Annotated in this window: 22 protein-coding genes; 11 read left to right on the top strand and 11 right to left on the bottom strand. The window is 65.9% G+C overall.

Annotated features, from left to right (window positions below):
- The first annotated feature begins 77 nt into the window (after positions 1–77).
- The 3 genes from ACFDR6_RS33980 (at position 78) to ACFDR6_RS33990 (ending at position 3,783) form a co-directional block, all read left to right on the top strand.
- Positions 78–767 (top strand): dienelactone hydrolase family protein, encoded by a 690-nt coding sequence (locus ACFDR6_RS33980; protein ID WP_212089293.1) that lies wholly within the window; start codon positions 78–80, stop codon positions 765–767.
- 301 nt (positions 768–1,068) lie between these two features.
- Positions 1,069–3,234: an anthranilate synthase component I gene (locus ACFDR6_RS33985; RefSeq protein ID WP_375861023.1), complete on the top strand. Its 2,166-nt coding sequence runs from the start codon at positions 1,069–1,071 to the stop codon at positions 3,232–3,234.
- A gap of 9 nt (positions 3,235–3,243) precedes the next feature.
- Complete coding sequence (locus tag ACFDR6_RS33990; RefSeq protein ID WP_018323310.1) at positions 3,244–3,783, top strand: adenine phosphoribosyltransferase; 540 nt, start codon at positions 3,244–3,246, stop codon at positions 3,781–3,783.
- Positions 3,784–3,796: 13 nt separating this feature from the next.
- Here ACFDR6_RS33990 and ACFDR6_RS33995 read toward each other — a convergent pair whose 3' ends face one another.
- From ACFDR6_RS33995 to ACFDR6_RS34035, 9 genes are all read right to left on the bottom strand, one after another.
- A complete protein-coding gene (locus ACFDR6_RS33995; RefSeq protein ID WP_375861024.1) occupies positions 3,797–4,129 on the bottom strand; it encodes a GIY-YIG nuclease family protein in 333 nt (110 codons plus the stop codon).
- An 85-nt stretch (positions 4,130–4,214) separates the two neighbouring features.
- A complete protein-coding gene (locus tag ACFDR6_RS34000; protein ID WP_212089299.1) occupies positions 4,215–4,883 on the bottom strand; it encodes a hypothetical protein in 669 nt (222 codons plus the stop codon).
- 60 nt (positions 4,884–4,943) lie between these two features.
- Complete coding sequence (locus ACFDR6_RS34005) at positions 4,944–5,696, bottom strand: P-loop NTPase family protein (RefSeq protein ID WP_212089301.1); 753 nt, start codon at positions 5,694–5,696, stop codon at positions 4,944–4,946.
- 219 nt (positions 5,697–5,915) lie between these two features.
- Complete coding sequence (locus tag ACFDR6_RS34010; RefSeq protein WP_375861025.1) at positions 5,916–7,136, bottom strand: M48 family metallopeptidase; 1,221 nt, start codon at positions 7,134–7,136, stop codon at positions 5,916–5,918.
- 130 nt (positions 7,137–7,266) lie between these two features.
- Positions 7,267–7,827: a LemA family protein gene (locus tag ACFDR6_RS34015; RefSeq protein ID WP_212089313.1), complete on the bottom strand. Its 561-nt coding sequence runs from the start codon at positions 7,825–7,827 to the stop codon at positions 7,267–7,269.
- Between the two features lie 138 nt (positions 7,828–7,965).
- On the bottom strand, positions 7,966–8,943 hold the full coding sequence (locus tag ACFDR6_RS34020) for a small ribosomal subunit Rsm22 family protein (protein WP_375861026.1): 978 nt from the start codon (positions 8,941–8,943) through the stop codon (positions 7,966–7,968).
- A gap of 124 nt (positions 8,944–9,067) precedes the next feature.
- Positions 9,068–12,532, bottom strand: a complete 3,465-nt coding sequence (gene smc / locus ACFDR6_RS34025; RefSeq protein ID WP_375861027.1) for a chromosome segregation protein SMC — start codon at positions 12,530–12,532, stop codon at positions 9,068–9,070.
- A 216-nt stretch (positions 12,533–12,748) separates the two neighbouring features.
- Positions 12,749–13,420 carry a DsbA family protein gene (locus ACFDR6_RS34030; protein ID WP_375861028.1) on the bottom strand — a complete coding sequence of 224 codons (672 nt, stop codon included), beginning with the start codon at positions 13,418–13,420 and terminating at the stop codon, positions 12,749–12,751.
- Positions 13,421–13,553: 133 nt separating this feature from the next.
- Positions 13,554–14,045 (bottom strand): DUF721 domain-containing protein, encoded by a 492-nt coding sequence (locus tag ACFDR6_RS34035; RefSeq protein WP_375861029.1) that lies wholly within the window; start codon positions 14,043–14,045, stop codon positions 13,554–13,556.
- A gap of 197 nt (positions 14,046–14,242) precedes the next feature.
- On the opposite strand from ACFDR6_RS34035, the gene mutY reads away from it, so the two are divergent.
- Together mutY and ACFDR6_RS34045 are read left to right on the top strand one after the other, a co-directional pair.
- Positions 14,243–15,361: an A/G-specific adenine glycosylase gene (gene mutY, locus ACFDR6_RS34040; protein ID WP_375861030.1), complete on the top strand. Its 1,119-nt coding sequence runs from the start codon at positions 14,243–14,245 to the stop codon at positions 15,359–15,361.
- 51 nt (positions 15,362–15,412) lie between these two features.
- Positions 15,413–15,835: a PaaI family thioesterase gene (locus ACFDR6_RS34045; protein WP_375861031.1), complete on the top strand. Its 423-nt coding sequence runs from the start codon at positions 15,413–15,415 to the stop codon at positions 15,833–15,835.
- A 201-nt stretch (positions 15,836–16,036) separates the two neighbouring features.
- Here the strand turns inward: ACFDR6_RS34045 and ACFDR6_RS34050 are convergent, their stop codons facing one another.
- Positions 16,037–17,314 (bottom strand): flavin-dependent oxidoreductase, encoded by a 1,278-nt coding sequence (locus ACFDR6_RS34050; protein WP_375861032.1) that lies wholly within the window; start codon positions 17,312–17,314, stop codon positions 16,037–16,039.
- A gap of 126 nt (positions 17,315–17,440) precedes the next feature.
- Here ACFDR6_RS34050 and ACFDR6_RS34055 point away from each other — a divergent pair, with 126 nt between their 5' ends.
- A complete protein-coding gene (locus ACFDR6_RS34055) occupies positions 17,441–18,061 on the top strand; it encodes a glutathione S-transferase family protein (RefSeq protein WP_212089337.1) in 621 nt (206 codons plus the stop codon).
- 98 nt (positions 18,062–18,159) lie between these two features.
- Here ACFDR6_RS34055 and ACFDR6_RS34060 read toward each other — a convergent pair whose 3' ends face one another.
- Positions 18,160–19,077, bottom strand: coding sequence for a LysR family transcriptional regulator (locus ACFDR6_RS34060; protein WP_375861033.1), 918 nt, complete (start codon positions 19,075–19,077; stop codon positions 18,160–18,162).
- A 91-nt stretch (positions 19,078–19,168) separates the two neighbouring features.
- Here ACFDR6_RS34060 and ACFDR6_RS34065 point away from each other — a divergent pair, with 91 nt between their 5' ends.
- The 5 genes from ACFDR6_RS34065 (at position 19,169) to ACFDR6_RS34085 (ending at position 25,351) form a co-directional block, all read left to right on the top strand.
- Positions 19,169–19,612 carry a nuclear transport factor 2 family protein gene (locus ACFDR6_RS34065; protein WP_375861034.1) on the top strand — a complete coding sequence of 148 codons (444 nt, stop codon included), beginning with the start codon at positions 19,169–19,171 and terminating at the stop codon, positions 19,610–19,612.
- 83 nt (positions 19,613–19,695) lie between these two features.
- Positions 19,696–19,830, top strand: a complete 135-nt coding sequence (locus ACFDR6_RS34070; RefSeq protein WP_375861072.1) for a YjiS-like domain-containing protein — start codon at positions 19,696–19,698, stop codon at positions 19,828–19,830.
- A 128-nt stretch (positions 19,831–19,958) separates the two neighbouring features.
- On the top strand, positions 19,959–20,540 hold the full coding sequence (locus ACFDR6_RS34075; RefSeq protein ID WP_375861035.1) for a biliverdin-producing heme oxygenase: 582 nt from the start codon (positions 19,959–19,961) through the stop codon (positions 20,538–20,540).
- Positions 20,537–23,083, top strand: coding sequence for an HWE histidine kinase domain-containing protein (locus ACFDR6_RS34080; protein WP_375861036.1), 2,547 nt, complete (start codon positions 20,537–20,539; stop codon positions 23,081–23,083). The genes ACFDR6_RS34075 and ACFDR6_RS34080 overlap by 4 nt, the downstream gene beginning before the upstream one ends.
- 258 nt (positions 23,084–23,341) lie before the next feature.
- Complete coding sequence (locus ACFDR6_RS34085) at positions 23,342–25,351, top strand: methyl-accepting chemotaxis protein (protein WP_375861037.1); 2,010 nt, start codon at positions 23,342–23,344, stop codon at positions 25,349–25,351.
- Positions 25,352–25,404 lie beyond the last annotated feature (53 nt).

Genomic DNA, 25,404 nt, shown 5'->3' on the forward strand with positions numbered 1-25,404 from the left:
GAGTGTGGATTGCGCCTCGCGCTTCCAGCCGTCAAAATAGCCTCAACTGCTCCCCCAAAAACTCATCGGAGGACACCATGGGAACCGCCATCACCTTCAAGCGCCCGGACGGCAAGGACGCCTCGGGCTATCTGGCCAACGCCGCGCGCGGCAATGCGCCGGGCGTGGTCGTGATCCAGGAATGGTGGGGGCTGTCGGACCAGATCAAGGGCCTGTGCGATCGTTTCGCGCTGGCAGGCTTCGATGCGCTGGCGCCCGATCTCTACAAGGGCAAGGTGGTGCCGTACCATGACACGGATTCCGCCAACAAGGAAATGAACTCGCTCGACTTCATGGACGCCACCACGCAGACGGTACGCGGCGCCACGCAATATCTCTCGCGCAACGGCGCCAAGGTCGGGCTGACAGGCTTCTGCCTCGGCGGCGCCGTCACCATCATCGGCGCGACCAAGATCCCGGAGCTTGCGGCCGGCGTCGTGTTCTACGGCATCCCGCCCGAGCAGGCGGCCAAGCCCGCCGACGTCAAGATTCCGCTCCAGGCCCATTTCGCCAACAAGGACGATTGGTGCACGCCGGAGCTGGTCAATGGCTTCGAAAAGGCCATGAAGGCCGCCGGCAAGTCGCTGGAGCTGTTCCGCTATGACGCCGAGCACGCCTTCGTCAACGAGCAGCGCCAGGCCGTGCACGACCGCGAAGCCGCCGAGCTCGCCTGGGGCCGGGCGATCAAGTTCTTCGCCAATCATCTCGGCGGCACCAGCGCGGCCTGACCCAACTGGTAGCCCGGATGGAGCGCACCGGAATCCGGGACTGTCTCGTCGTGGCGCGTCCCCGGATTGCGCTACGCTCCATCCGGGCTGCCGCCCACCCTTGACGCCGCTTCCCGGCCATGGTGAGTATCCACGCCATGAGCACCGCCGTCCGCCCAGCCCGTCTTTGGTGGCGCACCTCCTGACGAGGTGGCCGGTGCGATTTTCCTTTCCCAAATCGTCTGAGGTCGCCAGCACAGCGCGGCGGCCTGATCGTTTGTCCTGTGTGGCGTTCCCTCGGCAAGTTTCGTAAGAGGACGACATGAACAGGACAGTCTTTGCCCTCCCGGCTCGAAGCGACTATGTGACCCGCGCGGGACTTGCGATCACGCGGGTGGCCGAGCAGTTTACCGGCGGTGCCAATCGGCTCGACGACCTGATCAACCTGCTCGACCACCGCCGCGGCGTGGTGTTGTCCTCGGGCACGACCGTGCCCGGCCGCTATGAGAGTTTTGACCTCGGTTTCTCCGATCCGCCTCTCAAGCTCGAGACCACGGGCGTCCATTTCAAGCTGGAAGCGCTGAACGCACGCGGGCAGGTGCTGATCGCCTTCCTTACTGACGTGCTGCGCGAACCCTGCGTGGTGATCTCCGAGAAGACCGCTTCGCGCCTGGCCGGCCACATCATCCGCGGCGACGCGCCGGTCGAGGAGGACCAGCGCACCCGGCGTGCCAGCGTGATGTCGCTGGTGCGCGATCTCGTCGCCGCCTTCTCCGCCAATGAAGACGGGCTCCTCGGCCTGTTCGGCGCCTTCGCCTACGACCTCGTGTTCCAGATTGAGGACCTCGTACAGAAGCGTGCACGCGAGAGCGACCAGCGCGACATCGTGCTCTACGTGCCCGATCGCCTGCTGGCTTACGACCGCGCCACCGGCCGCGGCGTCGTGCTGAGTTACGACTTCGCCTGGAACGGCAAGTCCACCGCAGGCCTGCCGCGCGAGACCGCCGAGAGCCCATACCTGAAGACGCCGCGCCAGGGCTTCGCCGATCACGCGCCCGGCGAATATCAGGCCACCGTCGAGACCGCGCGTGCCGCCTTCGCCCGCGGTGATCTGTTCGAGGCGGTGCCAGGGCAGTTGTTCGCGGAGCCTTGCGATCGCTCGCCGGCGGAAGTGTTCCAGCGCCTCTGCGTCATCAATCCGTCGCCCTATGGCGCGCTGATGAATCTCGGCGAAGGCGAGTTTCTCGTCTCCGCCTCGCCGGAAATGTTCGTGCGCTCGGACGGGCGCCGCGTCGAAACCTGCCCGATCTCAGGCACCATCGCGCGCGGCAGCGATGCGATCGGCGATGCCGAGCAGATTCGCCAGCTGCTGAACTCGGAGAAGGACGAGTTCGAGCTCAACATGTGCACCGACGTCGACCGCAACGACAAGGCGCGCGTCTGCGTCCCCGGCACCATCAAGGTGCTGGCGCGCCGGCAGATCGAAACCTACTCCAAGCTGTTCCACACCGTCGATCATGTCGAGGGCATGCTGCGCCCCGGCTTCGACGCGCTCGATGCCTTCCTCACCCATGCCTGGGCGGTCACCGTAACGGGTGCGCCCAAGCTGTGGGCGATGCAGTTCGTCGAGGATCACGAGCGTTCGCCGCGCCGCTGGTATGCCGGCGCGATCGGCGCGGTGAACTTCGACGGCAGCATCAACACCGGTCTCACCATCCGCACCATCCGCATGAAGGATGGGCTTGCCGAAGTGCGCGTCGGCGCCACGTGCCTGTTCGATTCCGATCCCGCCGCCGAAGACCGCGAGTGCCAGGTGAAAGCTGCCGCGCTGTTCCAGGCGCTGCGCGGCGATCCGCCGAAGCCGCTGTCGACCTTTGCGCCTGATGCGACCGGTTCGGGCAAGCAGGTGCTGCTGATCGACCACGACGACAGTTTCGTCCACATGCTCGCCGATTACTTCCGCCAGGTCGGCGCCAGCGTCACCGTGGTCCGCCATGTGCATGCGCTCGACATGCTCAAGCAGAGGACATGGGATTTGCTGGTGCTGTCGCCGGGTCCTGGACGCCCCGAGGATTTCGCGATCAAGAAGACGATCGATGCGGCGCTGGAGAAGAAGCTGCCGGTGTTCGGCGTCTGTCTCGGTGTGCAGGCCATCGGCGAATATTTTGGCGGCGAGCTCGGGCAGCTCACCCATCCCGCCCACGGCCGCCCCTCGCGGGTGCAGGTGCGCGGCGGACGGCTGATGCGCAATCTGCCGAACGAGATCGTCATCGGCCGCTATCACTCGCTCTTCGTAGAGCGCGACAGCATGCCGGAGGTGTTGTCCGTCACCGCAAGCACCGAGGACGGCGTCGCCATGGCGCTGGAGCACAAGACCCTGCCGATCGCCGGCGTGCAATTCCACCCGGAATCGCTGATGTCGCTCGGCAATGAGGTGGGACTACGTATTGTCGAGAATGCGTTCCGGCTGGATGCGCGCGTTGATTGAGAGGCACCAATGACCTTCGACCATGATATCAAGGCGAGCGTCCGCACCATCCCTGACTATCCCAAGCCAGGGATCATGTTCCGCGACATCACGACCCTGCTGGCGGACGCACGCGCGTTCCGCCGCGCGGTCGATGAGCTCGTCAATCCCTGGGCCGGCAACAAGATCGACAAGGTCGCGGGCATGGAGGCGCGCGGCTTCATCATCGGCGGCGCGGTGGCGCATCAGCTCTCGGCCGGCTTCGTGCCGATCCGCAAGAAGGGCAAGCTGCCGCACACGACGGTGCGCATCGCCTATTCACTCGAATACGGTATCGACGAGATGGAGATGCATGTCGACGCGATCCAGCCCGGCGAGCGCGTCATCCTGGTGGACGACCTCATCGCCACCGGCGGCACCGCGGAAGGCGCGGTGAAGCTGCTGCGCCAGATCGGCGCCAACGTCGTCGCCGCCTGCTTCATCATCGACCTCCCCGAGCTCGGCGGCGCCGCCAAGCTGCGCGCCATGGACGTTCCGGTGCGCACGCTGATGACGTTCGAGGGGCACTGAGCCGCCGCTGCGGTCAGATCATCTCGGCCTTCAGCTCGTCCCGCCAATGCAGCATGCGCTCCTTCAGGAGCGCGTTCCTGACATAGGCGCTCTCCTCGTCCTCCAGGCGCTCGCACTCGGCAAAGGTCAGGCCGGTCTCGCCATGGGCCTTCCAGGCTGCCTGGAGGCTGCGGCATGTGTGGCTGCCCTGGCGCAGCGAGAACCAGATGCGGTTCTGGATCGTCTCCAGGTTCGGCGCCTGGCCGACCCAGGCCTCGCCTGAGGCCGCGCAGCGCACGACGAAGATGCCCGCGATGGTCTTTCGCTCCTTGTAGGCGGCGATCGCTGCTTTCCGGTCGATGCTCACGGGGGACAAGCCTTGCTGAGGACGTTGCTGCGCACTTAGTAGCGGCGAGCCGGCCCTCTGTCAATAATACCCGGGTAAAATACCTTCAGGAGCGCTGCAGGATCAGGCTGAGCTCGAGCTCACGAAAGGCGAGGTAGTTGCGCCGGGTCCATTGGTGCAGCTCGGTCGAGGCATCCTTCTCCTGGCGCAGGTAGCCGGTGAAGGAGAAGTTCAATCGGTCGATATACGTCTTGAGGAAGCCCGGCAGCGCGGGCAGGCGGAACAGCCGGCCGCCGGCCATCGCGGCCGGCAGCTCGCCGCGCACGACATGTTCGTTGTCGACCGTGATCAGGTTCATGCGCGGGATCTGCCCGCGCAGCGTCTCGTGGGCGCGAATCGAGACGCGGTCGGTGTCGGCGACGAACAGGATCTGAGGCGCGACATGGCGGCGCGCGGCCTCCTTCAACAGGCCGATCTCGTCGGTCATCTTGAAGAACTCGTCGAAGGCGTGGAAGCCGAGGTCGATCACCTTGGCAACGCCGTCATCGAGGATGACGCGGTCCATCAGCTGCATTTTACCGTAGGTGTCGATCACGTCGGCCGTTTCGGTCACCTTCGGCAGATAGTCGAGCAGCGACGGCTCCTTCAGATTGACGTCGAAGGCCGCGACGTTGCCGTTCTTGAGCAGCAGGAATTCGCTGAGGAGCCGCGCCAGCAGGGTCTTTCCTACCTGCGGGCGGGGCGAACAGATGATGTAGACGGGTGTCGCGGGCATCGACAGCTATATCAGGCCAACTCACCGCCCAATCCAGCCGTATCAGCCCCGGCTTCGCAACTATTTTTCGCTGTTGCGGGTCGCGGATTTCGACCCGACGATGTCGGTCAGGCGGATCCGGTCGAACTCGCTCCAGACGTTGGCCAGCCAGTGCCGGACATAGCCGCGCAGAACGAACGAATAGTTCGCTGCCTCGTCGTTGATGCCCTTGTTGGCGACGAATTTCAGGAACGGGACGGAGGACACCTCGACCTGCTCATAGGCCATTTCGTTGAGCTTGGGGATGGTCAGCTCGGTCGCGTCCTTGATGCGGTTGAAATACGATTGGTAAGTCGCCTGGTCCCACTGGAAGAACTGGGTGTCGTTGATGAAGTTCTTGACCAGGAAATATTTTGCGCCGCCCATGAAGCCCGCGGTCTCGGCGATCTCGTCCAGCGAGGCGATCGAGGGGCCGAGGATGTGGAACACGGCAAAGGTGATTTGGCCGGCCTTGGCGGCGTCGAGGAAACCGATGTCGCGCAAGGAGGCGAGCGCCGGCGAGAGCAGGCCGGCGCGGACGTCGATCACGGTGACCGACGGGCTCGTCGCGTTGAGCGTATCGAAGATCTTCATCTGATCGGCCGTCGTCGTCATGTCGACGATCTCGGTGATGTCAGGGTGGAAGCGCTTCAGGGTTCCGCGGGGCGACTCCGTGTCGAAGGCGCGCGTCGGCACGTTGTTGGCTGAGAAATAATCAAGCAAGGTCCGCGACACCGTGGTCTTGCCGACCCCGCCCTTGTCCGCGCCCACCACAACCACTGCCGGCTTTGCCATTGCTGTCCCCTAACGCGCGCCCCCCGATCGCGAGGTCGCGATCGGCCGGGCCCCAAATCGATGTCCCGAGGATGGTCCCAAGGATGTCCCGAGTCTGCTGTTGGGCGCGAACATGGCAGAAACAAGGGAGAATTCAATTCCGCAGGCCGTCGATACGGCAATTCCGGAAGTTTTTCCCAAGCGCGGCGAAACTGCCGCGGATGGCGGGACGTCGCGTGCCTAATGACGGCCCCAGGGGCCCATGGGATCGCGGACCGGATTGCTGTTCGCGGTTCCCGAGGGGCCGGATGCAGGCACGGGCGGTGGAGCGGCGGGCTCGTCGGTATCGTCCCAGGGGCCATGACGCGGCGGCGGCAGTGCGTCCTGCTGGTCGGCTGGTGGCTCGGGCTCGTCCGTTTCCTCACTCGGCAGCAGCGGGCCTGGATCGCGGCCGCCGGCAAACTTGACCAGTGCATCGACCCGGGACTGCACCGAAGGGTGGGTTGCGAACAGGTCGGCAAAGCCCTCGCGGGGATTGTCGACGCAGAGCTCCATGACGGCCGAGGTCGCGCCGGGCAGCTCGCCGCGATTCTCGATCTTGCGCAGCGCCGAGATCATCGCATCGGGATCCTTGGTCAGCTCCACGGAGCCGGCGTCGGCGAGATATTCGCGCGAGCGGGACAGCGCTAGCTTCACCACCTGGGACAGCAGCCAGGCCACCACGATCAGCACGATCGCGATGACGATCACGATCACCGCGCCGCCACCGGAACTTTTGCCCTCGCTCGACGAGGAGGACGACCGCGACGAGGAGGAGGAGCCCGAGGACCATGAGCCCCCGGAGCCGGAGCTCCAGTTGAGATTCGTAAACAGGCGGAAGAACAATTCGCCGAAGAAGCCGACCACGCCGGCGATGATGACGGCGACCACCATCAACTGTACGTCGCCGTTCTTGATGTGGGTCAGCTCGTGGCCGAGCACGGCCTCGATCTCCTTGTCATCAAGCGCATCGAGCAGACCCGTGGTGACGGTGATGGAATATTGCCTGGGATTGAGGCCGGTCGCGAACGCGTTCAGCGCCGGGCTCTCCATGATCTTCAGCTTCGGCATGGTGATGCCGCGCGAGATGCAGAGGTTTTCGAGCAGATTGTAGAGCCGCGGCTCCTCCTGCCGGGTGACGCCGTGGCCACCGGTGACCGCATCGATCATCGACTGGTGGAAGAAATAGGCGATCACGATCCAGACCGCCGCCACGATTGTCGCAACGGGGGCCGCGATTTTCAGATCCTGGAAGGCGTGGCTCAGGTAGAAGGCGACGGTCCGGTTGCTGTCGATGAGAACTTCGGCGAGCAGCGCGCCGGCATAGACCAGCACGTAGACCAGCATGAACAGGCCGGCGAGCAGCAGCATCGAACGAAACTTGTTCGAGGCGATATGCGTGTAGAGACCATACGCGGCCATGACGCGTCTTTATCAAAATCCGTCGTTCCGGGGCGCGCCGAAGGCGTGAACCCGGAACCTCGAGATTCCGGGTTCGATGCTACGCATCGCCCCGGAATGACGGAAAGAAATGATGGGCATGCTCAAGCAATCAGAACTTCACCTGCGGTGTCGCCTCGACCTCGGTGCGGCTGGCGCCGAGATCGAAGAAGTCCTTCCTGGTGAAGCCGAACATGCCTGCGAACAGCGCGGCAGGCAGCTGCTGGATGCCGGTGTTGTATTCCTGGACCGCGTTGTTGAAGAAGCGGCGGCTCGCCGCGATCTTGTTCTCGAGGTCGGAGAGTTCGGATGCGAGCTGCTGGAAATTGGCGTTGGCCTTGAGATCCGGATAGGCCTCCGAGAGCGCGATCAGCCGGCCGAGCGCACCCGAGAGCTGGTTCTCGGCGGCGGATACCTGCGACGGCCCCTGGGCCGACATCGCCGAATTTCGCGCCTTGATGACGTCGTCGAGCGTGCCGCGTTCGTGCGAGGCATAGCCCTTCACGGTCTCGACCAGGTTCGGGATCAGATCGTGACGCTGCTTGAGCTGCACGTCGATGTCGGCAAAGGCCTGGCCGACGCGTTGGCTCAGCGCCACCAGGCGGTTATAGGCGCTGAAGGCGAACAGCGCGAGGACGACGATGACGCCGAGAACGATCCAGCCGGTCGACATGGAGAACTCCTGAAGAGGGAAGAAGGCGGGCGCTAGGGTAGACCAAATTGGCGTGGAGCGAGAGCCCGTCGCGGAGGGGAGGTAGGATTTGGTCTGACGAGGAGCCATCCGAGTTCAAGCCGAAGGCCCTGAACGGGGTTAACTTTCGGCAACAACCGCGTCGCCCCAGCGCCAACGCCGGGCGCTTGCATAGGCCGGCTTGTCGCGGCGCGGGATCTTCGTCAGCGCGACGCTGCTCTCGGTACAGAGCTTGGCCGTGATCTCGGCCTTGCCGACATCCGGCGGCGCCAGCACGCGCGCGGCGCGGCTCTCGGGCGCCGTGCGGGTCAGGGCGACGTAGATGAAGCGCTCGTCCTCGAACGGCACCTCGGCACCCTTGATCTGGCGGTGCGCCTGCGACCGCGGCAGGCGCTGGGAGAAATGGCACCAGTCGGGCGCGAGGAGCGGACAGGGCCTTTCGTGCGGGCAGGGTGCGGCGACGTAAGCGCCGGCCGTGACCAGCTGCTGGCGCAGCGCGAGGATGCGGGCATATCCCGCGGGCGTGCCGGGCTCGATCACGAGCAGGGCGTGGCGTGCTTTCGCCCACATCACCTGGGCGAGCTTGCGCTGATCGCTCTCGCTGAGTTCGCCGATGATGTAGCTGGCGATGACCAGATCAGCTTGCGAGACTTCAGCGAGGTTGCCGCCGGCATCGCCCGGCAGATAGCGACACTCTCCAAGACGCGTGCTGTCGCGCGCGAGGTCGAGCGCCAGCCGGCTCAGCGTGGCGTTGGCGTCGAGCAGGGTGAAATCCTGCAGCGACGGGAATGCCTCGGCGGCGGCCCAGCTCGCGGTGCCCGGGCCCGCGCCGACGTCGAGCAACGTTTCCGGGGCGAGGTCTGGTGCGATCTCGGTCAGCGCGTTCAAGCTTGCGGCCACGGCCGCGTAGGTCGCCGGCATGCGCGCGAGGGCATAGGCGAGGCCATCAGCCTCGGACTTGATCGTGCCGGACGTACCGCCTGCGCGGTAGGTGGTCGAGATCTTCTGCGAGCGCTGTGCCGCGTCGGTGCGCGAGAAGCCCTGGAGCTTGCCGTCGAGGGCGGCTTTCAGTTCAGCGGGAAGAATGGGCGAGATCATCTATGCCCACCGTCATTCCGGGGCGATGCGCAGCATCGAACCCGGAATCCATCGCGCGGCAGACTCGGTCGAGAAAGGGATTCCGGGTTCTCGCCGCGCGAGCCCCGGAATGACAGCCACGACGTTAAGCCACGTTCTGGTCGAGGATGTCCACGGCCTCCGACAGGCTTACCGACACCAGTTGCGACACGCCGCGCTCGGCCATGGTGACGCCGAACAGACGGTTCATCCGCGCCATCGTGATCGGGTTGTGCGTGATGATGATGAAGCGCGTATCGGTCGAGCCGGTCATCTCGTGCAAGAGGTTGCAGTAGCGTTCGACGTTGTGGTCGTCGAGCGGCGCGTCGACTTCGTCCAGCACGCAGATCGGCGAAGGGTTAGTCAAGAACACCGCGAAGATCAGCGCCATGGCGGTCAGCGCCTGCTCGCCGCCCGAGAGCAGCGACAGCGTCTGCGGCTTCTTGCCCGGGGGCTTTGCGATGATTTCGAGACCGGCTTCGAGCGGATCGTCGCTCTCGATCAGATGCAGCGCGGCTTCGCCGCCGCCGAACAGCTCGACGAACAGGCGCTTGAAGTGGTTGTTGACGACCTCAAACGAGGTCAGAAGCCGCTCGCGCGCCTCCTTGTTGAGGCTCTGGATGCCCTGGCGCAGCCGCTTGATGGCTTCGACCAGGTCGTCGCGCTCGGTGACCAAACCGGTGTGCTGGGTCTCGACCTCGCGCAGCTCTTCCTCGGCGCGCAAATTGACGGCGCCGAGGCGCTCGCGGTCGCGGCGCATCTTTTCGAGATCTTCCTCGATGTCGTGCAGCGGCGGCAGCTCGGCACCGGGCTCGAGCTCGGCGAGACCGGCGACGGCCTGCGGCTCGACCTCGAGCATGTCGCGGATCTCGCGCTCGATGTCCTCGAGCCGCCGCCGCGCGCCTTCCATGCGTTCCTCGGCGCGGGCGGTCGCCTCGCGCGAGCTGGAGAGCGCCTCGAGGGTCAGCTTGGCGACGCGGTCGGTCTCGGCCATCGCGGTCTCCGCGGTGGCAAGCGCGTCGGCGGCCATGCGGCGGTCGTTTTCGGCGTATTCGATCTCGGTGATCAGCGCGCTGCGCTTCTCGGCGAACACTTGCGGCGCGTTTTCGAGCTCGCTGCGCTCGATCGTGAGCTCGGCGATGCGAGCCTGGATGGTGTCGATGTGAGAGGCCGCGCTCTCCTTGCGGTTCTGCCACTCGGTGCGCTCGGCCAGGATCGCCTGCACGCGGCGATCGGCGAGTTCGGCTTCACGGGCCAGCGCCTGCGCCTCGGCGCGGACCTGGGCGGCCATGCGGCGATGGCCTTCGATGTCGCTGCGGACGGCGGCGAGACGGGTCTCGGTGTCCTCGCTCGACGGCAGCTCGGAGATGCCGGCTTCGGCATATTCATAGGCAGCTTCGGCTTCGGCACGGTCGGCGGCGAGGCGGCTGTGCGCTTCCGACAGCGTCGCCTTGCGCGCCGCGTGGCGGCTGATCTCTCGCTCGGCATTGGCATGGCGCTCGCGCGCGACGTTGAGCTCGCGCTGCGCGGCGCGCCAGGCTTCGCGGCTCGCGCCTTCGGTGCTGGCCGCCATCTGCAGCTCGGACTCGGCGTTCTCCAGCGCATGGCGCTTGATCTGCGCGTCGATGCGGGCCTGCTCCAGCTCGTTCTCGATGTCGACGAGACGAGCGCGCTCGGCAAGACGCCGCGCGGCACCGGTCGGGGCGTGAGCGGCCGCGACGAAGCCGTCCCAGCGCCAGACGTCGCCCTCGGGCGAGACCAGCCGCTGGCCGGTCTTGAGCTGCGAGACCAGCTCGGCGCCGCGCTCGCGCGGCACCACACCGATCTGGGCCAGGCGGCGCGCCAGCTCGGCCGGCGCCTGCACGTGGTTCGCGAGCGGGGTGACGCCTTCGGGCAGCTCCGGATCGGCCTCGGTGACGCCGACATTGGTCCAGCGCATCGGCGCCGACGGATCGACCGGCGCGTCGAGATCGTCGCCGAGCGCGGCGCCGATGGCTTTTTCGAAGCCCTTGTCGACGGTGATGCCGTCGATGATCGGCGGCCACAGATTCTTGGTTTCGCCGTTGAGAATCTTGGAGATCGTGCGCGCCTCGGTTTCGAGCCGCTGCGCGCGCTTGTCGGCCTCGACCAGTGGCGAGCGCGACGATTCCAGCGTCTGGCGCGCCGCGACGTGCGCGGCTTCGCTGGCCTGCGCCGCGGCCTCCGAGGCCGCCAGCGTCTGCTCGGCGGTCTCGACCGCGGCCGTCAGCTCGTCGAGATCGCCGAAGCCGCCGGTCTCGGCGGCAAGCTTCTGCTCTTCCGCGGCAACATTCGCGATCTCCTGGTCGAGCCGGGCAAGCTTGTCGCGGTGGGTGCGGACGTTGGCTTCGAGTTGATTGCGCTTGGCGGTGAGGTCGGCGAGCGCGGTGGTGAGCTCGGCGAATTGCTGCTCGGTTTCGGTCAGCACCGCTTCGGCTTCGCCGACGCGCTCGTCGACGCCGGAACGCTTCTCGACGCGCGACTTGATCTCTTCCTTCAGCTCGGAATCTTCGGTGTCGAGCCGCTGCAGCGCGACGTCGGCATCCATGGTCTGCTGCTGGGCGCGGGAGATGTCGCCTTCGAACTGGGCGAGGCGGCGCTCGAGTTCGGCGACGCGTTCCTTGGCGCGCTCTTCCTCGCGGTCGAGCAGCTCGCGGGCATTGGTCAGGCGCTGCAGCCCGGCAGCGGCGCGCGCTTCGGCATCGCGCAGCGCCGGCATTTCGGCGGCGCGGATCGCCTGGATGCGGGCGGCTTCGGCCTGGTGCTGGGTGCGCTCGGCCATCTCGCGGACGGCGAGATCGTGGGTCTGGCCGGATTCGTTGACGTCGGCATGGGCGCCGATCCAGCGCAGATGGAACAGGGTGGCTTCGGCCTTGCGGACCTTGGCGGCGACCTCGCGATAGCGCACCGCCTGGCGGGCCTGCTTCTTCAGGCCTTCCATCTGCCCTGCGAGCTGGCCGATCACGTCCTCGACGCGGGTGAGGTTGGTTTCGGCCGCCTTCAGCCGCAGCTCGGCTTCATGGCGGCGCGCGTGCAGGCCGGCGACGCCGGCGGCGTCTTCCAGCACGCGGCGGCGCTGCTCGGGCTTGGCCTGGATGATCTCGCCGATCTTGCCCTGGTGGACGAGCGCCGGCGAACGCGCGCCGGTGGCGGCATCCGCGAACAGGATTTGCACGTCGCGGGCGCGCACATCGCGACCGTTGATGCGGTAGACCGAGCCCGCTTCGCGCTCGATGCGGCGGGAGATTTCGAGGAGCTGGCTGTCGTTCATCGCCGCCGGCGCGGTGCGATCGGCGTTGTCGATCGTCATCGTCACTTCGGCATGGTTGCGCGCGGGGCGGTTGCCGGAGCCGGCGAAGATCACCGCGTCCATGTCGGCGGCGCGCAAGCTCTTGTAGGAGGTCTCGCCCATCGCCCAGCGCAGCGCCTCGACGAGATTCGACTTGCCGCAGCCGTTGGGGCCGACCACGCCGGTCAGGCCCGGCTCGATGACGAAGTCGGTCGGCTCAACGAAGGACTTGAAGCCGTGAAGGCGCAGGCGGGTGATTTTCATAAGCACGCATCTCTGTTGGCAGGCGCGAATCCCCTGCCGGGACAATACCATGGAAGGCAATGTCGCTCTCTGGGTGAGTCGCGCGAGGCGCCTCATGCGGCTGGACAATGGCCGCGGTGTGCCGTGAGGGCAACCGGCGAAAGCCGTTTTTCCCAAGGGATTTATGCCGGGAAAGATACGGCCTCAGATGCGCGAATCAGGATTGTCGCGCGCGAATCAGCTCTTCAGCAGCGGATTGATCTTCTTGGCGAAATCCTCGAACGAGGCTTCGCCCTTGATCTTCTCGCCGTTGATGAAGAAGGTCGGCGTCGAATCCACCTTCAGCACGTCGCTGGCATATTTCTGGTCGGCGGCGATCTTGTCGAGCAGCGCCTGGTCCTTCAGGCAGGCTTCGACCTGCTGCTGGGTGAGGCCGGCCTGCTTGCCGATCCGCGTCAGGGTCTCCGTGGTGTTCTTCATCACCCAGTCGTTCTGCTGGCGGAACAGCATGTCGGTGACCGCGAAGTATTTCGGCGCGTCGCCATTGGCGATGCAGCGCGACAGCATCGAGCCGGCGGCGGCTTTGATATCGAGCGGGAACTCGCGGAAGATGTAACGCACCTTGCCGGTGTCGATGTATTCCTTCTTGAGCTTGGGGAACACCTGCTCGTTGAAGGCCGCGCAGTGCGGGCAGGTCATCGAGGCGTATTCGGTGATGGTGACGGCGGCATCGTTCGGGCCGAGCGCCATGTCGGGAAGTGATACCGGCTTGGCCACATCGCCTGCGGACTGCGCCATTGCTTCAGGGATCATGGCTTCGGAGATGAAGCGCAGAGGAGAGAACCCGGCGACCGCGGCAAGCCCGGTCAGCGACAGCATCGTGGTGAAGGCGCGGCGGGTGATGATCACGGTCGGCTCCAGATTTGGCAAAAATGTCGCCCCAGGGATCTATCTTTCCCGGGCGGCCTGTCGCTAGCTTGAAACGTCGATTGAGGCAATGGCGAGCGGTCAGGACAGGTCCAGATTGGCCGCGAAATAAGGCTCAATTTCGCTTGATGGCGGCCCCGAGCCGCGCAAGCGCCGTCTTCAGCTCTTCATCTTCGATGTCCCCCAGGCCCTCGGCTACCTTGGCGACGCTCTTGGGGTCTGGCGGAGCGGGCCTCTTCCGGACCCGGGGCCGCGACAGGGGAGCCTGCCGGAAGGCCAGCTTGCCGACCGCGCTCCAGCCGAAGAAGCGGTTGACCCGCTCCAGGATCACGTCGGCGGAATGCTGGATCTCCAGCGCCATCGGCCCCTCGACCCGCAGCACCAGCGTCGCCGGCTCCTGCGGCTGGCCCTCTACCGGCCGCGGCCATTGCATCTTCAGCGGCTCGGCATGAGCCGCGATCTCCGGGCCGGCAATCTGCGCCCACCGCGTCACCAGCTCGCGCGCCGCAAAGCCCTGCTTGGCATAGGCCTCGGCAAAGACGTCGTTGAGCAGGATGCCGAGCGGCTTGGCGCTGATCGGACCGGGTTTGGGGGGGAATTTGGACATGGGCCCTTATAGCACTTCGTCGGGTGGGCCACAGGCCCCGCGGCGCGTGATGGCCGGGCTTGTCCCGCCTGCGCGGACGCGGCCGCTTCGGCGAGGCGAAGGCCGGCCACGTTCTCCTGCGAAGAAAAGACGTGGATGCCTGCGCCGAGCGCGGGCCTGACGTGGAGAGATCGGCGTAACGCCGTTAGGGTGAGAGCATGAGCCCCAAATCTGCCCTCAAGGCCAGGCCGGAACCCGCCCCCTCGAAAGCATCATCGCGCCCGACGCTCCTGCTTGCCTGGTACGACCGCCACCGCCGCCGATTGCCCTGGCGCGCAGCGCCTGGAGAGGCATCCGATCCTTACCGCGTCTGGCTGTCGGAGATCATGCTCCAGCAGACCACGGTAAAGGCGGTCGGTCCCTATTTCGAAAAATTCGTGGCGCGCTGGCCTGATGTCGCGGCACTCGGCAACGCCTCGCAGGACGACGTGCTGCGGATGTGGGCCGGGCTCGGCTATTATTCGCGTGCGCGCAATCTCTACGCCTGCGCGGTCGCTGTGACGCGCGAGCATGGCGGCAGCTTTCCCGACACCGAGGAGGGGCTGCGTGCTCTGCCGGGGATCGGGCCCTACACGGCGGCGGCGATCGCGGCGATCGCCTTCGATCGCCACACCATGCCGGTCGACGGCAATATCGAGCGCGTGGTGTCGCGGCTCTTTGCGGTTGAAGATGAACTCCCGCTGGCGAAACCTTTGATCCAGCAACTGGCGGCGACGCTGCTTGCAAACTCCCGCGCCGGCGACAGCGCGCAGGCGCTGATGGATCTCGGCGCCTCGATCTGCACGCCGAAAAAGCCGGCCTGCTCGCTGTGTCCGCTGAACGAGGATTGCACGGCGCGGCTGCAGGGCACGCAGGAGAGCTTTCCGCGCAAGGCGCCGAAGAAGAGTGGCACGCTGCGGCGCGGCGCCGCCTTTGTCGTCACACGCGGCGGCGAGCTGCTCGTGCGCAGCCGTCCCGAAAAGGGGCTGCTCGGCGGCATGACGGAAGTGCCGGGCTCGGACTGGCTCGCCGGCCAAGACGACGCGACGGCGAAGCGGCAGGCGCCCGCGCTGAAGGGATTGTCACGCTGGCAGCGCAAGGTGGGCGTCGTCACCCACGTGTTCACGCATTTTCCGCTAGAGCTGGTGGTCTATACGGCGAAGGCGGAGGCGGGCATGGGCGCGCCGGAGGGCATGCGGTGGGTGCCGACCGCGACCCTTGCCGGTGAAGCACTGCCCAACGTCATGCGGAAGGTGATCGCGCACGCGCTGGACCTGTCACCGGGGCGATCCTCCTGACAGCACGCTGGCAGCAGCGCTACGCTAGGGCATTGCGAACGGAGGCTGCCAATGGTCAAGACCGCGCTCGACAACTTTCCACGGCCGCCCTGCGCCGAATTGCTCGGCTGGCGTCTGCTCGATGCCCGTCCGGAGGAAGGCTGGATCAAGCTCGCCTTCGAGGGCAAGCCGGAGTTCTGCAATCCGGCCGGCTTCATCCAGGGCGGCATGCTCTCGGCCATGCTCGACGACACCATGGGTCCGGCCGTGCTGGTGATGAGCGAGGGCCGGCTCTACGCCACCACCATCAGCATGACGGTGAACTTCCTCAGTCCCGCCAAGCCCGGGACGATCATTGGCGAAGCGACGGTGACGCAGCTCGGCAAGACCATTGCGTTCGTCGAGGCGAAGCTGATGGCCGAAGACGGCACGGTGCTGGCAACGGCAAGCGCGAGCGAGCGATTGCTGGAGGCGGCGAGGGTGGTGGGGAAATAGGCCGCTCCTCTTCCCTTCTCCCCTTGCGGGAGAAGGTGGCGCGAAGCGCCGGATGAGGAGTATCTCTCCGCGAACTCTCATCGCGAGTTGAACGCGGGGAGACATACCCCTCACCCAAGCGAGCTTGTGTTTGCCTGCGTCGCTGCCCTCTCCCACAAGGGGCGAGGGCGCATCCATGCGCATCCCGCTTCGTGCGAAGTCCTAAGCTCCCGCCCGCGCGTCCTTGCTCACGATCGGCGGCTTGGCATTCAGCGCTTCCACCTGGAATCCCGCGACGCGCTTGTAGTTGGCCGCGATGTCCTCCAGCTCCTTTTGCGACAGCACGTCGGTGACCACCTCAAAGCCGTCGGGCGCGCGTTCCTCGACGAGCTGCATCACCTGCTCGGGGCCGTTCTTGCGGTTGAGCAGGACGAGGTCGGTGGTGGCGGGCCGGCGCTCGGCCTCATAGGCGAGCAGCGCCGCGGTCGTCGGTCCGTGCGCGAGGATCTCGCGGGTGATGGTGCGGGCATCGAGGATCGCCTGCGAGGCGCCGTTCGATCCGATCGGGTACATCGGGTGCGCGGCATCGCCCATCAGCGTGACCTTGCCAAAGGTCCATCGCGAGACCGGATCGCGGTCCACCAGCGGATATTCGTAGGCGTGCGGGCAGTTCCTGATCAGGCCGGGCACGTCGAGCCAGTCGAACTGCCAGCTCTCGAACCAGGGCAGAAACTCCTCCAGCCGCGCGGTGCGGTTATAGTCCTCGCGCCGCCACTGATAGGTCGGGGGCATGTGGCGCTCGGCGACCCAGTTGATCAGGTGATTGCCGGATGCGTCCGGCGCCTTGCTGATCGGATAGCAGACGAATTTCAGGATCTCGTGTCCGGCCATGATCATGGTGCGGCCGGTGAGGAAGGCCTTGGACGGCGTGACGCCACGCCAGAGGATGCGGCCGTTCCAGATCGGCGGACCTTCATTGGGATAGAGCTTTTCGCGCGCGGCGGAATGGATGCCGTCGGCGGCGATCAGGATCGCACCGTCGTACATCCCTGCGGCCTTGCCGGTTGCCCGGTCGATGAAGTCGGCGCGCACGCCATTGGCCGTCTCGGTCCAACCGGCCAGGTGGTGGCTGGTGAGGATGTTGTCGCGGCCGAGCCGCTCGACCGCGGTGTCGAGCAGGAGCTGTTGCAGCGTGCCGCGATGGATCGAGAATTGCGGCCATTTGTAGCCGGCTTCCAGCCCGCGCGGCTCGCTCCAGATCGGCTTGCCGTGCTTGGAGAAATAGGCGAGCTCGCGTGTCCGGACACCGCTGGCGTCCAACTTGTCCATCAGACCGAGCTCGATCAGCTCACGCACCGCATGCGGCAGCACGTTGATGCCGACGCCGAGCGGCTTCAACTCGGCGACACTCTCGAACACTTTTACGGGAATGCCGATTCCGTGCAGGCTGAGCGCGAGCGTCAGCCCGCCGATGCCGCCACCGGCGATGAGTACGGTCATGACAAGGTCCCCCTCCAATTCACGCGTCTTCGCATAGCAGGGCGGCGGTGGGCAACTGCGAAGAGTTCGCCTATGGACGGCGCGGCGGGGGCCCGTTAACCTCGACTTTTCCCCATGAGGTCCGCCATGCTCAAGCTCTACTACGCCACCGGCACCTGCGCGCTCGCCACCTACATCACCCTGGAGGAAGCCGGCGCCGACTACACGGCCGAACGGCTGAGCTTCAAGGACAACCAGCAGACCAGCCCGGACTATCTCGCGATCAACCCGAAGGGCCGCGTGCCGGCGTTGGTGACCGATCGCGGCGTCCTCACCGAGACGCCGGCGATGCTGGCCTACCTCGCGCAGACGTTTCCCAAGACGAAGCTCGCGCCGCTCGACGATCCCTTCGACTTCGCCCAGGTGCAGTCGTTCAACTCCTATCTCTGCTCGACCGTGCACATCAACCACGCCCACAAGATGCGCGGCGCGCGCTGGGCGACGCAGGAGAGCTCGTTCGCAGACATGAAGGCGATGGTGCCGAAGACCATGGCGGCCTGCTTTTCCCTGATCGAGCAGAAGATGTTCCGGGGACCCTGGGTGATGGGCGATCAATTCACGATCTGTGATCCCTATCTCTACACGCTCTCGACCTGGCTCGAAGGCGACAGCGTCGACATCAACGCGACGCCGAAGATCGCCGATCACTTCAAGCGCATGTCCGACCGCCCCGCCGTGGCAAAGGTAATGGCCGCGCAGAAGGCGTGAGGGCCCGGCTCTCGTAGGGTGGGCAAAGGCGCGCAGCGCCGTGCCCACGATCTCTTTCCGATCGCGACAGATGGTGGGCACGCTTCGCTTTGCCCACCCTACAAGGTCTTCCGCTTCTCCAGCTCGCGCCCCGTCTCCAGCATCAGCCGCCGCAACCAGATCGAGCCGGGGTCCATCTGTGCACGAGTGGGATGGAACATGAACTGCTCGTCGATCCCCGGGTCGAGCGGCGGCGTCACCGCGACGAGGCCGAGCTGTTTCGACAGCGCTGCGATGAGGCGACGCGGTACGAAGGCGACCAGGTCGGTCCGGGCGGCGACGTGAAGGGCTTCGAGATAGCCTGACACCACCAGCGCGATGTGCCGCTCGATGCCCTTGGCGCGCAGCCAGGTGTCGATCAAATCCTCGTTGCTGCCGCGAATGATCACGCCGACGTGGCGTGCCGCCAGGAACGTCTCGCGCCGTTTCAGCTTCGCGCCCATCGGATGGCCGCGCCGCACCGCCAGCGCATCGCTGTCGGTGTAGAGCAATTGGCGGTGAAAGCCCTTGAAGGCATTGCCGATCGAGATCACGACGTCGATGGTCTGGGCGAACTCTGCGTGGAAAATCGCAGGTCCCCGCCACGGCACCACGTCGATGCGGACATTGGGCGCGGCCCGCGTCACCTTCTCCATCAGCGGCGGCATCAATAGCTCGACCGCCAGGTCCGGCATCATCAGGCGGAATTGCCGTTCGCTGCGCGCGGCGTCGAAATCTTCTGGCACGAACAGTCCGCGCACCTGGTCGAGCGCCTGGGCGAGCGGCGCGCGCAGGGTTTGCGCCCGCGGCGTCAGCTCCATCCGCGCGCCGGTGCGCACCAGCAGCGGATCGCCGAAGATGTCGCGCAGGCGCTGCAGCGCGTGGCTCGTCGCCGGTTGCGACAGCCCGATCCGCATGGCGGCACGGCTGACGCTGGCCTCGCGCAGCAGTGCGTCGAGCGCGGTCAGCAAATTGAGGTCGAGCGAATTCAAATTCATCAAACGAATAGATATCATATTCGCTATCGATTTGAAGAATTGTCATCGGGCGGCGATGATCTCCGTGTTCTCACCAAACGGAGATGCCGCCATGAGCGCTGCCGCCAACAAGAAACTGATGCAGGATATTTTCGCCGCCGCCGCCGATCCCGATCCGGCCGCGCGCGATCGCGCCCTGTTCGCCGCAAGCCTTGCCGAGGATGCCAAATGGGTCGTCACCGGCCAATATTCCTGGTCGCGCACCTTTTCGGGCAAGGAGGCGATCCTTGGCGATCTGCACGGCTATGTGCGCACCCGCCTGCGCGACCGCACGCGCACGGTCGCGCACCGCTTCATCGCCGACGGCGATGTGGTCGTCGTGGAGGCCAAGGGCGACAATGTCACGCCTGAGGGCGTGCGCTACGACAATGACTATTGCCTAGTGTTTCGTCTCGCGGACGGTAAGATCGAGGAAATCCGCGAGTACTGCGACTCGATCCTGACGGAGAGGGCGCTCGGTCCTTTTCCGCAGGCGCCGGTGAGAGCTGCGAGCTGAGGAGAGTGAGCACCACCTCCGCCGGCCGGTGTCATCGGGCCGAGCCGGCGAGGGTCACGCGGGCCTGGCAGGCTCTGGTCGAGATGCTCTGGAACAAGCGCGAACGATCCCGGGCCCGGGCTCAACTCGCTGCGATGACCGACCGGGAGCTTCTGGACTGCGGGATGACCAGGGCCGAGATCACGTACGAGCTGTACAAGTCCCACCGCCGGACATAGAGGCGCGTGGGCATGGTCCGTTCGCTGCTCAGATTCTCCAGCGCCGGTGGAACCTTTTGGGTTCCGCCGGCGTTTTCTTCGCTTCCGGGGCAATCGCGCCCCCGACACTGCGCGTGTTTGGGAATTTCATGCTGGCTGGGGTTTCGGACGTCTCGACGCAGGTGAACCCGGGCTTCCCTGGACTTCGTGACCGACTAAGAGATGCAACCGCAGCTGCGCACCGGGAGCTCGATGCGCAATTGTCGTCATTTGATCTTACCGTTCTGACGGGCTATCGCCGCTTTCTCCAAGCCAGCGCCGGCGCGCTGCTTCCGCTCGAAGCCGCGCTCGAGGCGGCTGGCGTCGCCAGCATGTTTCCCGACTGGCCGGAGCGGTCGCGCAGTGCGGCGATCACGGCCGATCTCGGACGGCTCGGCGGCAATGCGACGTCTTCCGTGTCGGTGCCGCCGCTGACGCCCGGTGGCCTGCTCGGGACCATGTATGTGCTGGAGGGCTCCCGGCTCGGGGCCAAGTTCCTGCTGAAAGAGGTCACGGAGGCCGTCGATCCGCGCATCGGTGCGGCCACCCTCTATCTCCGCCACGGGACAGGCAAACGGCTCTGGCAAAGCTTCCTGTCGAAGCTCGAAAGCGAGGTCTGCGACGAGGTCGAGGTGATCGCGGCGGCGCGGATGGCGTTCGCCGCGTTTGAGCAGGCGGCGGATCGCGCATGAACGAGGCCGTCAATCTCACCAATTGCGATCGCGAGCCCATCCACATTCCGGGCAGCGTGCAGCCGTTCGGCTTCATGCTCGTCGTCCTCTCGGATTTCACGATCTGCATGGCCTCGGACAATGTCGGCCGCTTTCTCGGAAGCGAAATTGCCGACCTCCTCCAGCGGCCGTTGGCGACCGTCATCTCCGAAGCGGCCGTCGAGACCATCCGCAGCCGCGTCGATCATTTGAGCGGGCCGGATGCGACCGAGCGCCTGTTCGGTATCGAGCTCCAGGCCGGCAAGCCGCAATACGATCTCTCGATCCATTTCTCCGGCGTCTATCTCATCATCGAGGCGGAGCCGAGCGTCCACGAGCCGGGCGTCAATTCCGGCGAGCTCGTCCGCCTGATGCTCGACCGGATCCGCAAGACCCGCGGCATGAGCGATCTCGCGCGCGAGGCGGCGCGCCAGCTCAAGGCGCTGACCGGCTTCGACCGGGTGATGGTCTATCAGTTTCACCCGGACGGATCGGGCGAGGTGATCGCCGAGACCGCGGAGGCCGGACTCGAATCCTTCCTCGGTCTGCGTTATCCCGCCTCCGACATCCCGAGGCAGGCCCGTGCGCTCTACCAACGCAACTGGCTGCGTATCATCGCCGACGTCAATGCCGTGCCGGCGGCGTTGACGTCCACGGCGACGCACAATGCCGGGCTGCTCGACCTCTCGATGAGCGTGCTGCGCTCGGTCTCGCCGATTCACATCGAATATCTGCGCAACATGGGCGTCGCCGCCTCGATGTCCGTGTCGATCCTGCGCGACGGCAAGCTGTGGGGGCTGTTTGCCTGCCATCATTATTCACCGCGTTACATCTCATTCGACAAACGTACGGCCTCCGAGCTGTTCGGGCAGATGTTCTCCTGGATCGTCGAGGGGCGCGAGCGCGAGGGCGACGTCGCCTATGAAGCCCGTGCCCACCAGGTTCAGGAGCGGTTAATCGAGATCGCGGCCGCGCATGAGCACAGCCGCCGCGCCATCGTCGACTTCCTCGGCGACTATCGCAAGATGATCGACTGCGACGGCGTCGCTGTGTGGTCGGATAACAAGATCGCGCTTCAAGGAGACACGCCGACCGAGGACGAAGTGAAGGACCTCGTCGCCTTCATCAACCGGACCTCGCCGGGGCGGATCCTGGCGAGCGCCGAGATCGCCAAGGTTTATGCCGCCGGCCAGTCCTTCCGCGACCGCGCGGCGGGTTTTCTCGCCATTCCGATCTCGCGAACCCCGCGTGATTGCCTGATCTTTTTCCGCCGCGAGGTCATGCGGTCCGTGAACTGGGCCGGCGCCCCCGACAAGGTCTATGATGAAGGTCCGAACGGACCACGGCTGACGCCGCGCAAGAGCTTCGAGCTTTGGCAGGAGACGGTGGCCGGCCAGTCGAAGCCGTGGTCGGTGGCCGACATCCGCATCGCCGAGAGCCTGCGCGTCACACTGCTGGAAGTGATCCTGCAATTGTCCGACCTCGCCGCGCGCGAGCGCCGCGGCGCGCAGGAGCGGCAGGAGCTGATGATCGCCGAGCTCAACCACCGCGTCCGTAATATCCTGAGCCTGGTCCGCGCGCTGGTGGCGCAGAGCAAGGATACCGCGACGAGCGTCGAGGAGTTCGCCAGCGTTCTCGGCGGCCGCATCCAGGCTCTGGCGCGCGCCCACGACCAGATCACCAATCTGAACTGGGCGCCGGTGGCGCTGCGGACCCTCGTCGAATCCGAGGCCGGCGCTTATCTCGGGGCGCGTGCAGACCGGGTCAAGATGGGCGGGCCTGACGTCGCGCTCGATCCCAAGGCGTTTGCCACGCTGGCTCTCGTCGTCCACGAGATGATGACGAATTCCGCCAAATATGGCGCGCTCGCCGATTCCACCGGCAGCGTCGAAGTGGTCTGGCGTCTCGATCCCTCGTCGAGCCTGGTGATCGAATGGAAGGAAAGCGGCGGCCCGCCGGTGCAGCCGCCGTCGCGGCGGGGCTTCGGCACCACGATCATCGAGCGCTCGGTGCCGTTCGATCTCAAGGGCGATGCCGAGATCCGCTTCGATCTGCTGGGCGTGCAGGCGAAGTTCGTCATCCCCGCAAATTTCGTTGAATTCGTGCCATCAATAGCAGGAGCCGCCATGCGCGTCGAAGAGCAGCAGTCCAGCCGCCCGCGGCTGTCCGACACAGCGCTGATCGTCGAGGACAATCTGATCATCGCCATGGCGGCGGAGGTCATCCTGCTCGACCTCGGCGCGCGCCACGTCGACACCGCCGCGAGCGTCGATCAGGCGCTGCGTTCGATTGAACGCACGCGGCCGAGCTTTGCCCTGCTCGATCTCAACCTCGGCAGCGAGAGCAGCATCAAGGTGGCGCAGAAGCTGAAAGAGATCGGCGTGCCTTTCATCTTCGCAACCGGCTATGGCGAGCGCGCGCCGCTTCCGGCCGAGCTTGCCTCGGTGCCGGTCATCCAGAAGCCGTACACGCTGGAAGTGGTCGACCACGCCCTCGGCAAGCTGCAGCAAGCCAGCGCCCTCTGAGGGCTTGCATGCGACGCTATGCATGCCGCTGCGGATTCCTGCATGACTTCGCATAGCTGCCGATAAAATCAGCAGGTCTGTATGCGACGAGGCGTGCACGCGCGAACAATTTGAAGGTTCAATTAACGAGTGTCCTCCATTGTGTCGCGGTGCAGCGTGGGTCGCGAGAATGCGGCGCGCGGCTGCCAGGGTGGCCGGCGATGATCGCCGGAATCGTTCGGTCGCTCGAAGTGGAATGCATCTGGGTGGACAGTGGGAATGCCGAAGTTTCGTTTGCGGATCAGGGGGCGCCTGTACGCAGGCTTCATGGCCCTGGTGGCGGTTGGTCTCGTGATGGCGGTCGTTGCCGTCGGGAATTTGTGGGCGGTCCAGGATCAGGTCGCAAGACAGTCCGCTCTCTCTGACAGCACGGCGCGAGTGCTGGAGATATCGACCCACCTTCAGGCGATCCAGCGCGCCAATCTGCGCTACGTCTACGATGCCAACGAATCCGCGATGAAGGAGGCGCAGGAGCGCGAAACCGCGGCGACCGAGCTGTTGCGGGTCGGCGCGAAGGGGACGCTCTCGGAGGAGCGGCGAGCGCTCTACAACGGTCTCATTGACGACGTCGTCAAGATGCGACGCCTGCGCGACAACCTCGCAGACGCCGTCAACGAGGCAAGGACGGGCAAGGCGACGTTGCTGCCGAGCGGCGAGGAGCTGGCCGTCAAGATGGGCAAGCTGGTCGATACGGCGCGCGCGGCCGTCGACGAAGACACTGCCGCCCTCGTCGCCGACCTCGAAACCAGGACCCTTCTTGTTCGGGTCGCAAACTGGCGTTTCCTCGCCCTGCGCGATACACAGGGGCCGGCCAACTTCCGGGCGAGTGTGGACAGGGCGGCGCAGCGGCTCGCGGCTCTCGAAAAGAGCCCGCAGGCAGCGGAGTTGCGCGCCACCCTCGCGCCGGTGAAGACCTCGCTCGGAATCTACAAATCCGCGTTCGAGACGACGTCGGCCGCGATGCTTCAGGCCGACGAGATCTACCACAAGAGCCTCGCACCGCTGATCGTCGACAGCATCGGCAGGCTCAAGGCCGCGGAAACGACCCTGAAGAAGGACTATCAGGACTCGCGCAGCCATGCCGAAGCGGTGATCGCCGGCACGACGACCGTTCAGGAGATTGCAGGCGGGCTTGCCGTCGTGTTCGGCGGCATCGTCGCCTTCCTGATCGCCCGCAGCATCGTCGGTCCCCTGGCCTCGATGACCAGCGCGATGGGGCGGCTTGCCGGCGGCAATCTCGAGGTCGAGATCCCCGGCCGCGGCAAGGCGGACGAGATCGGCGACATGGCCAAGGCGATCCAGGTGTTCAAGGACAACATGATCGACACCGAGCGCATGCGCGCCGAGCAGAGCGAGCTCGAGGCGCGGCAGGCCGAAAGCCGCAAGAAAGACATGGAGAGGCTCGCCGACCAGTTCGAGCAGGCCGTCGGCGAGATCGTCAACACCGTGTCGTCGGCATCGAGCGAGCTCGAAGCCTCGGCCGGCACCCTGACCACGACCGCCTCGCGCGCCCAGGATCTGTCGACCGAGGTGGCCTCCGCATCCCAGGAAGCCACCGCGAATGTCCAGGCCGTCGCCACCGCGACCGAGGAGCTGTCGTCCTCGGTCGGTGAGATCGCCCGCCAGGTGCAGGAGTCCGCGCGCATCGCGGGTGAGGCCGTCGGCCAGGCCAGCCGAACCAACGATCGCGTCGGCGAGCTCTCCAAGGCGGCGGCCCGGATCGGCGACGTCGTCGAACTGATCAGCACCATCGCGGGCCAGACCAATCTCCTCGCGCTCAACGCCACCATCGAGGCGGCGCGTGCGGGCGATGCCGGCCGCGGCTTTGCCGTCGTCGCCACCGAAGTCAAGGCGCTTGCCGAGCAGACCGCGAGGGCAACCGGCGAGATCGGCCAGCAGATCGCGAACATCCAGGCCGCCACCGAGCAGTCGGTCGGCGCCATCAGGGAGATCAGCGGCACCATCGAACGGCTGTCGGAGATCTCCTCTGCGGTCGCCGCGGCCGTGGAAGAGCAGGGCGCGGCCACGCAGGAAATCTCGCGCAACGTGCTGCAGGCCGCCCAGGGCACCCAGCGGGTCTCGACCAATATCGGCGACGTGCAGCGCGGGGCGTCCGAGACCGGCTCGGCCTCCTCGCAGGTGCTCTCGGCAGCGCGCCTGCTGTCGTCCGACAGCAACCGGCTGAAGCAGGAAGTCGCCAAGTTCCTGAGCTCGGTTCACGCCGCCTGAGCTGAAAGCAAAGGGCCACGCGCGCGCGTGGCCTTTCATCGTTTGTGGCGCGA

The organism is Bradyrhizobium tunisiense (assembly GCF_042263385.1).
In the GTDB taxonomy this organism is placed as follows: Bacteria; Pseudomonadota; Alphaproteobacteria; order Rhizobiales; family Xanthobacteraceae; genus Bradyrhizobium; species Bradyrhizobium tunisiense.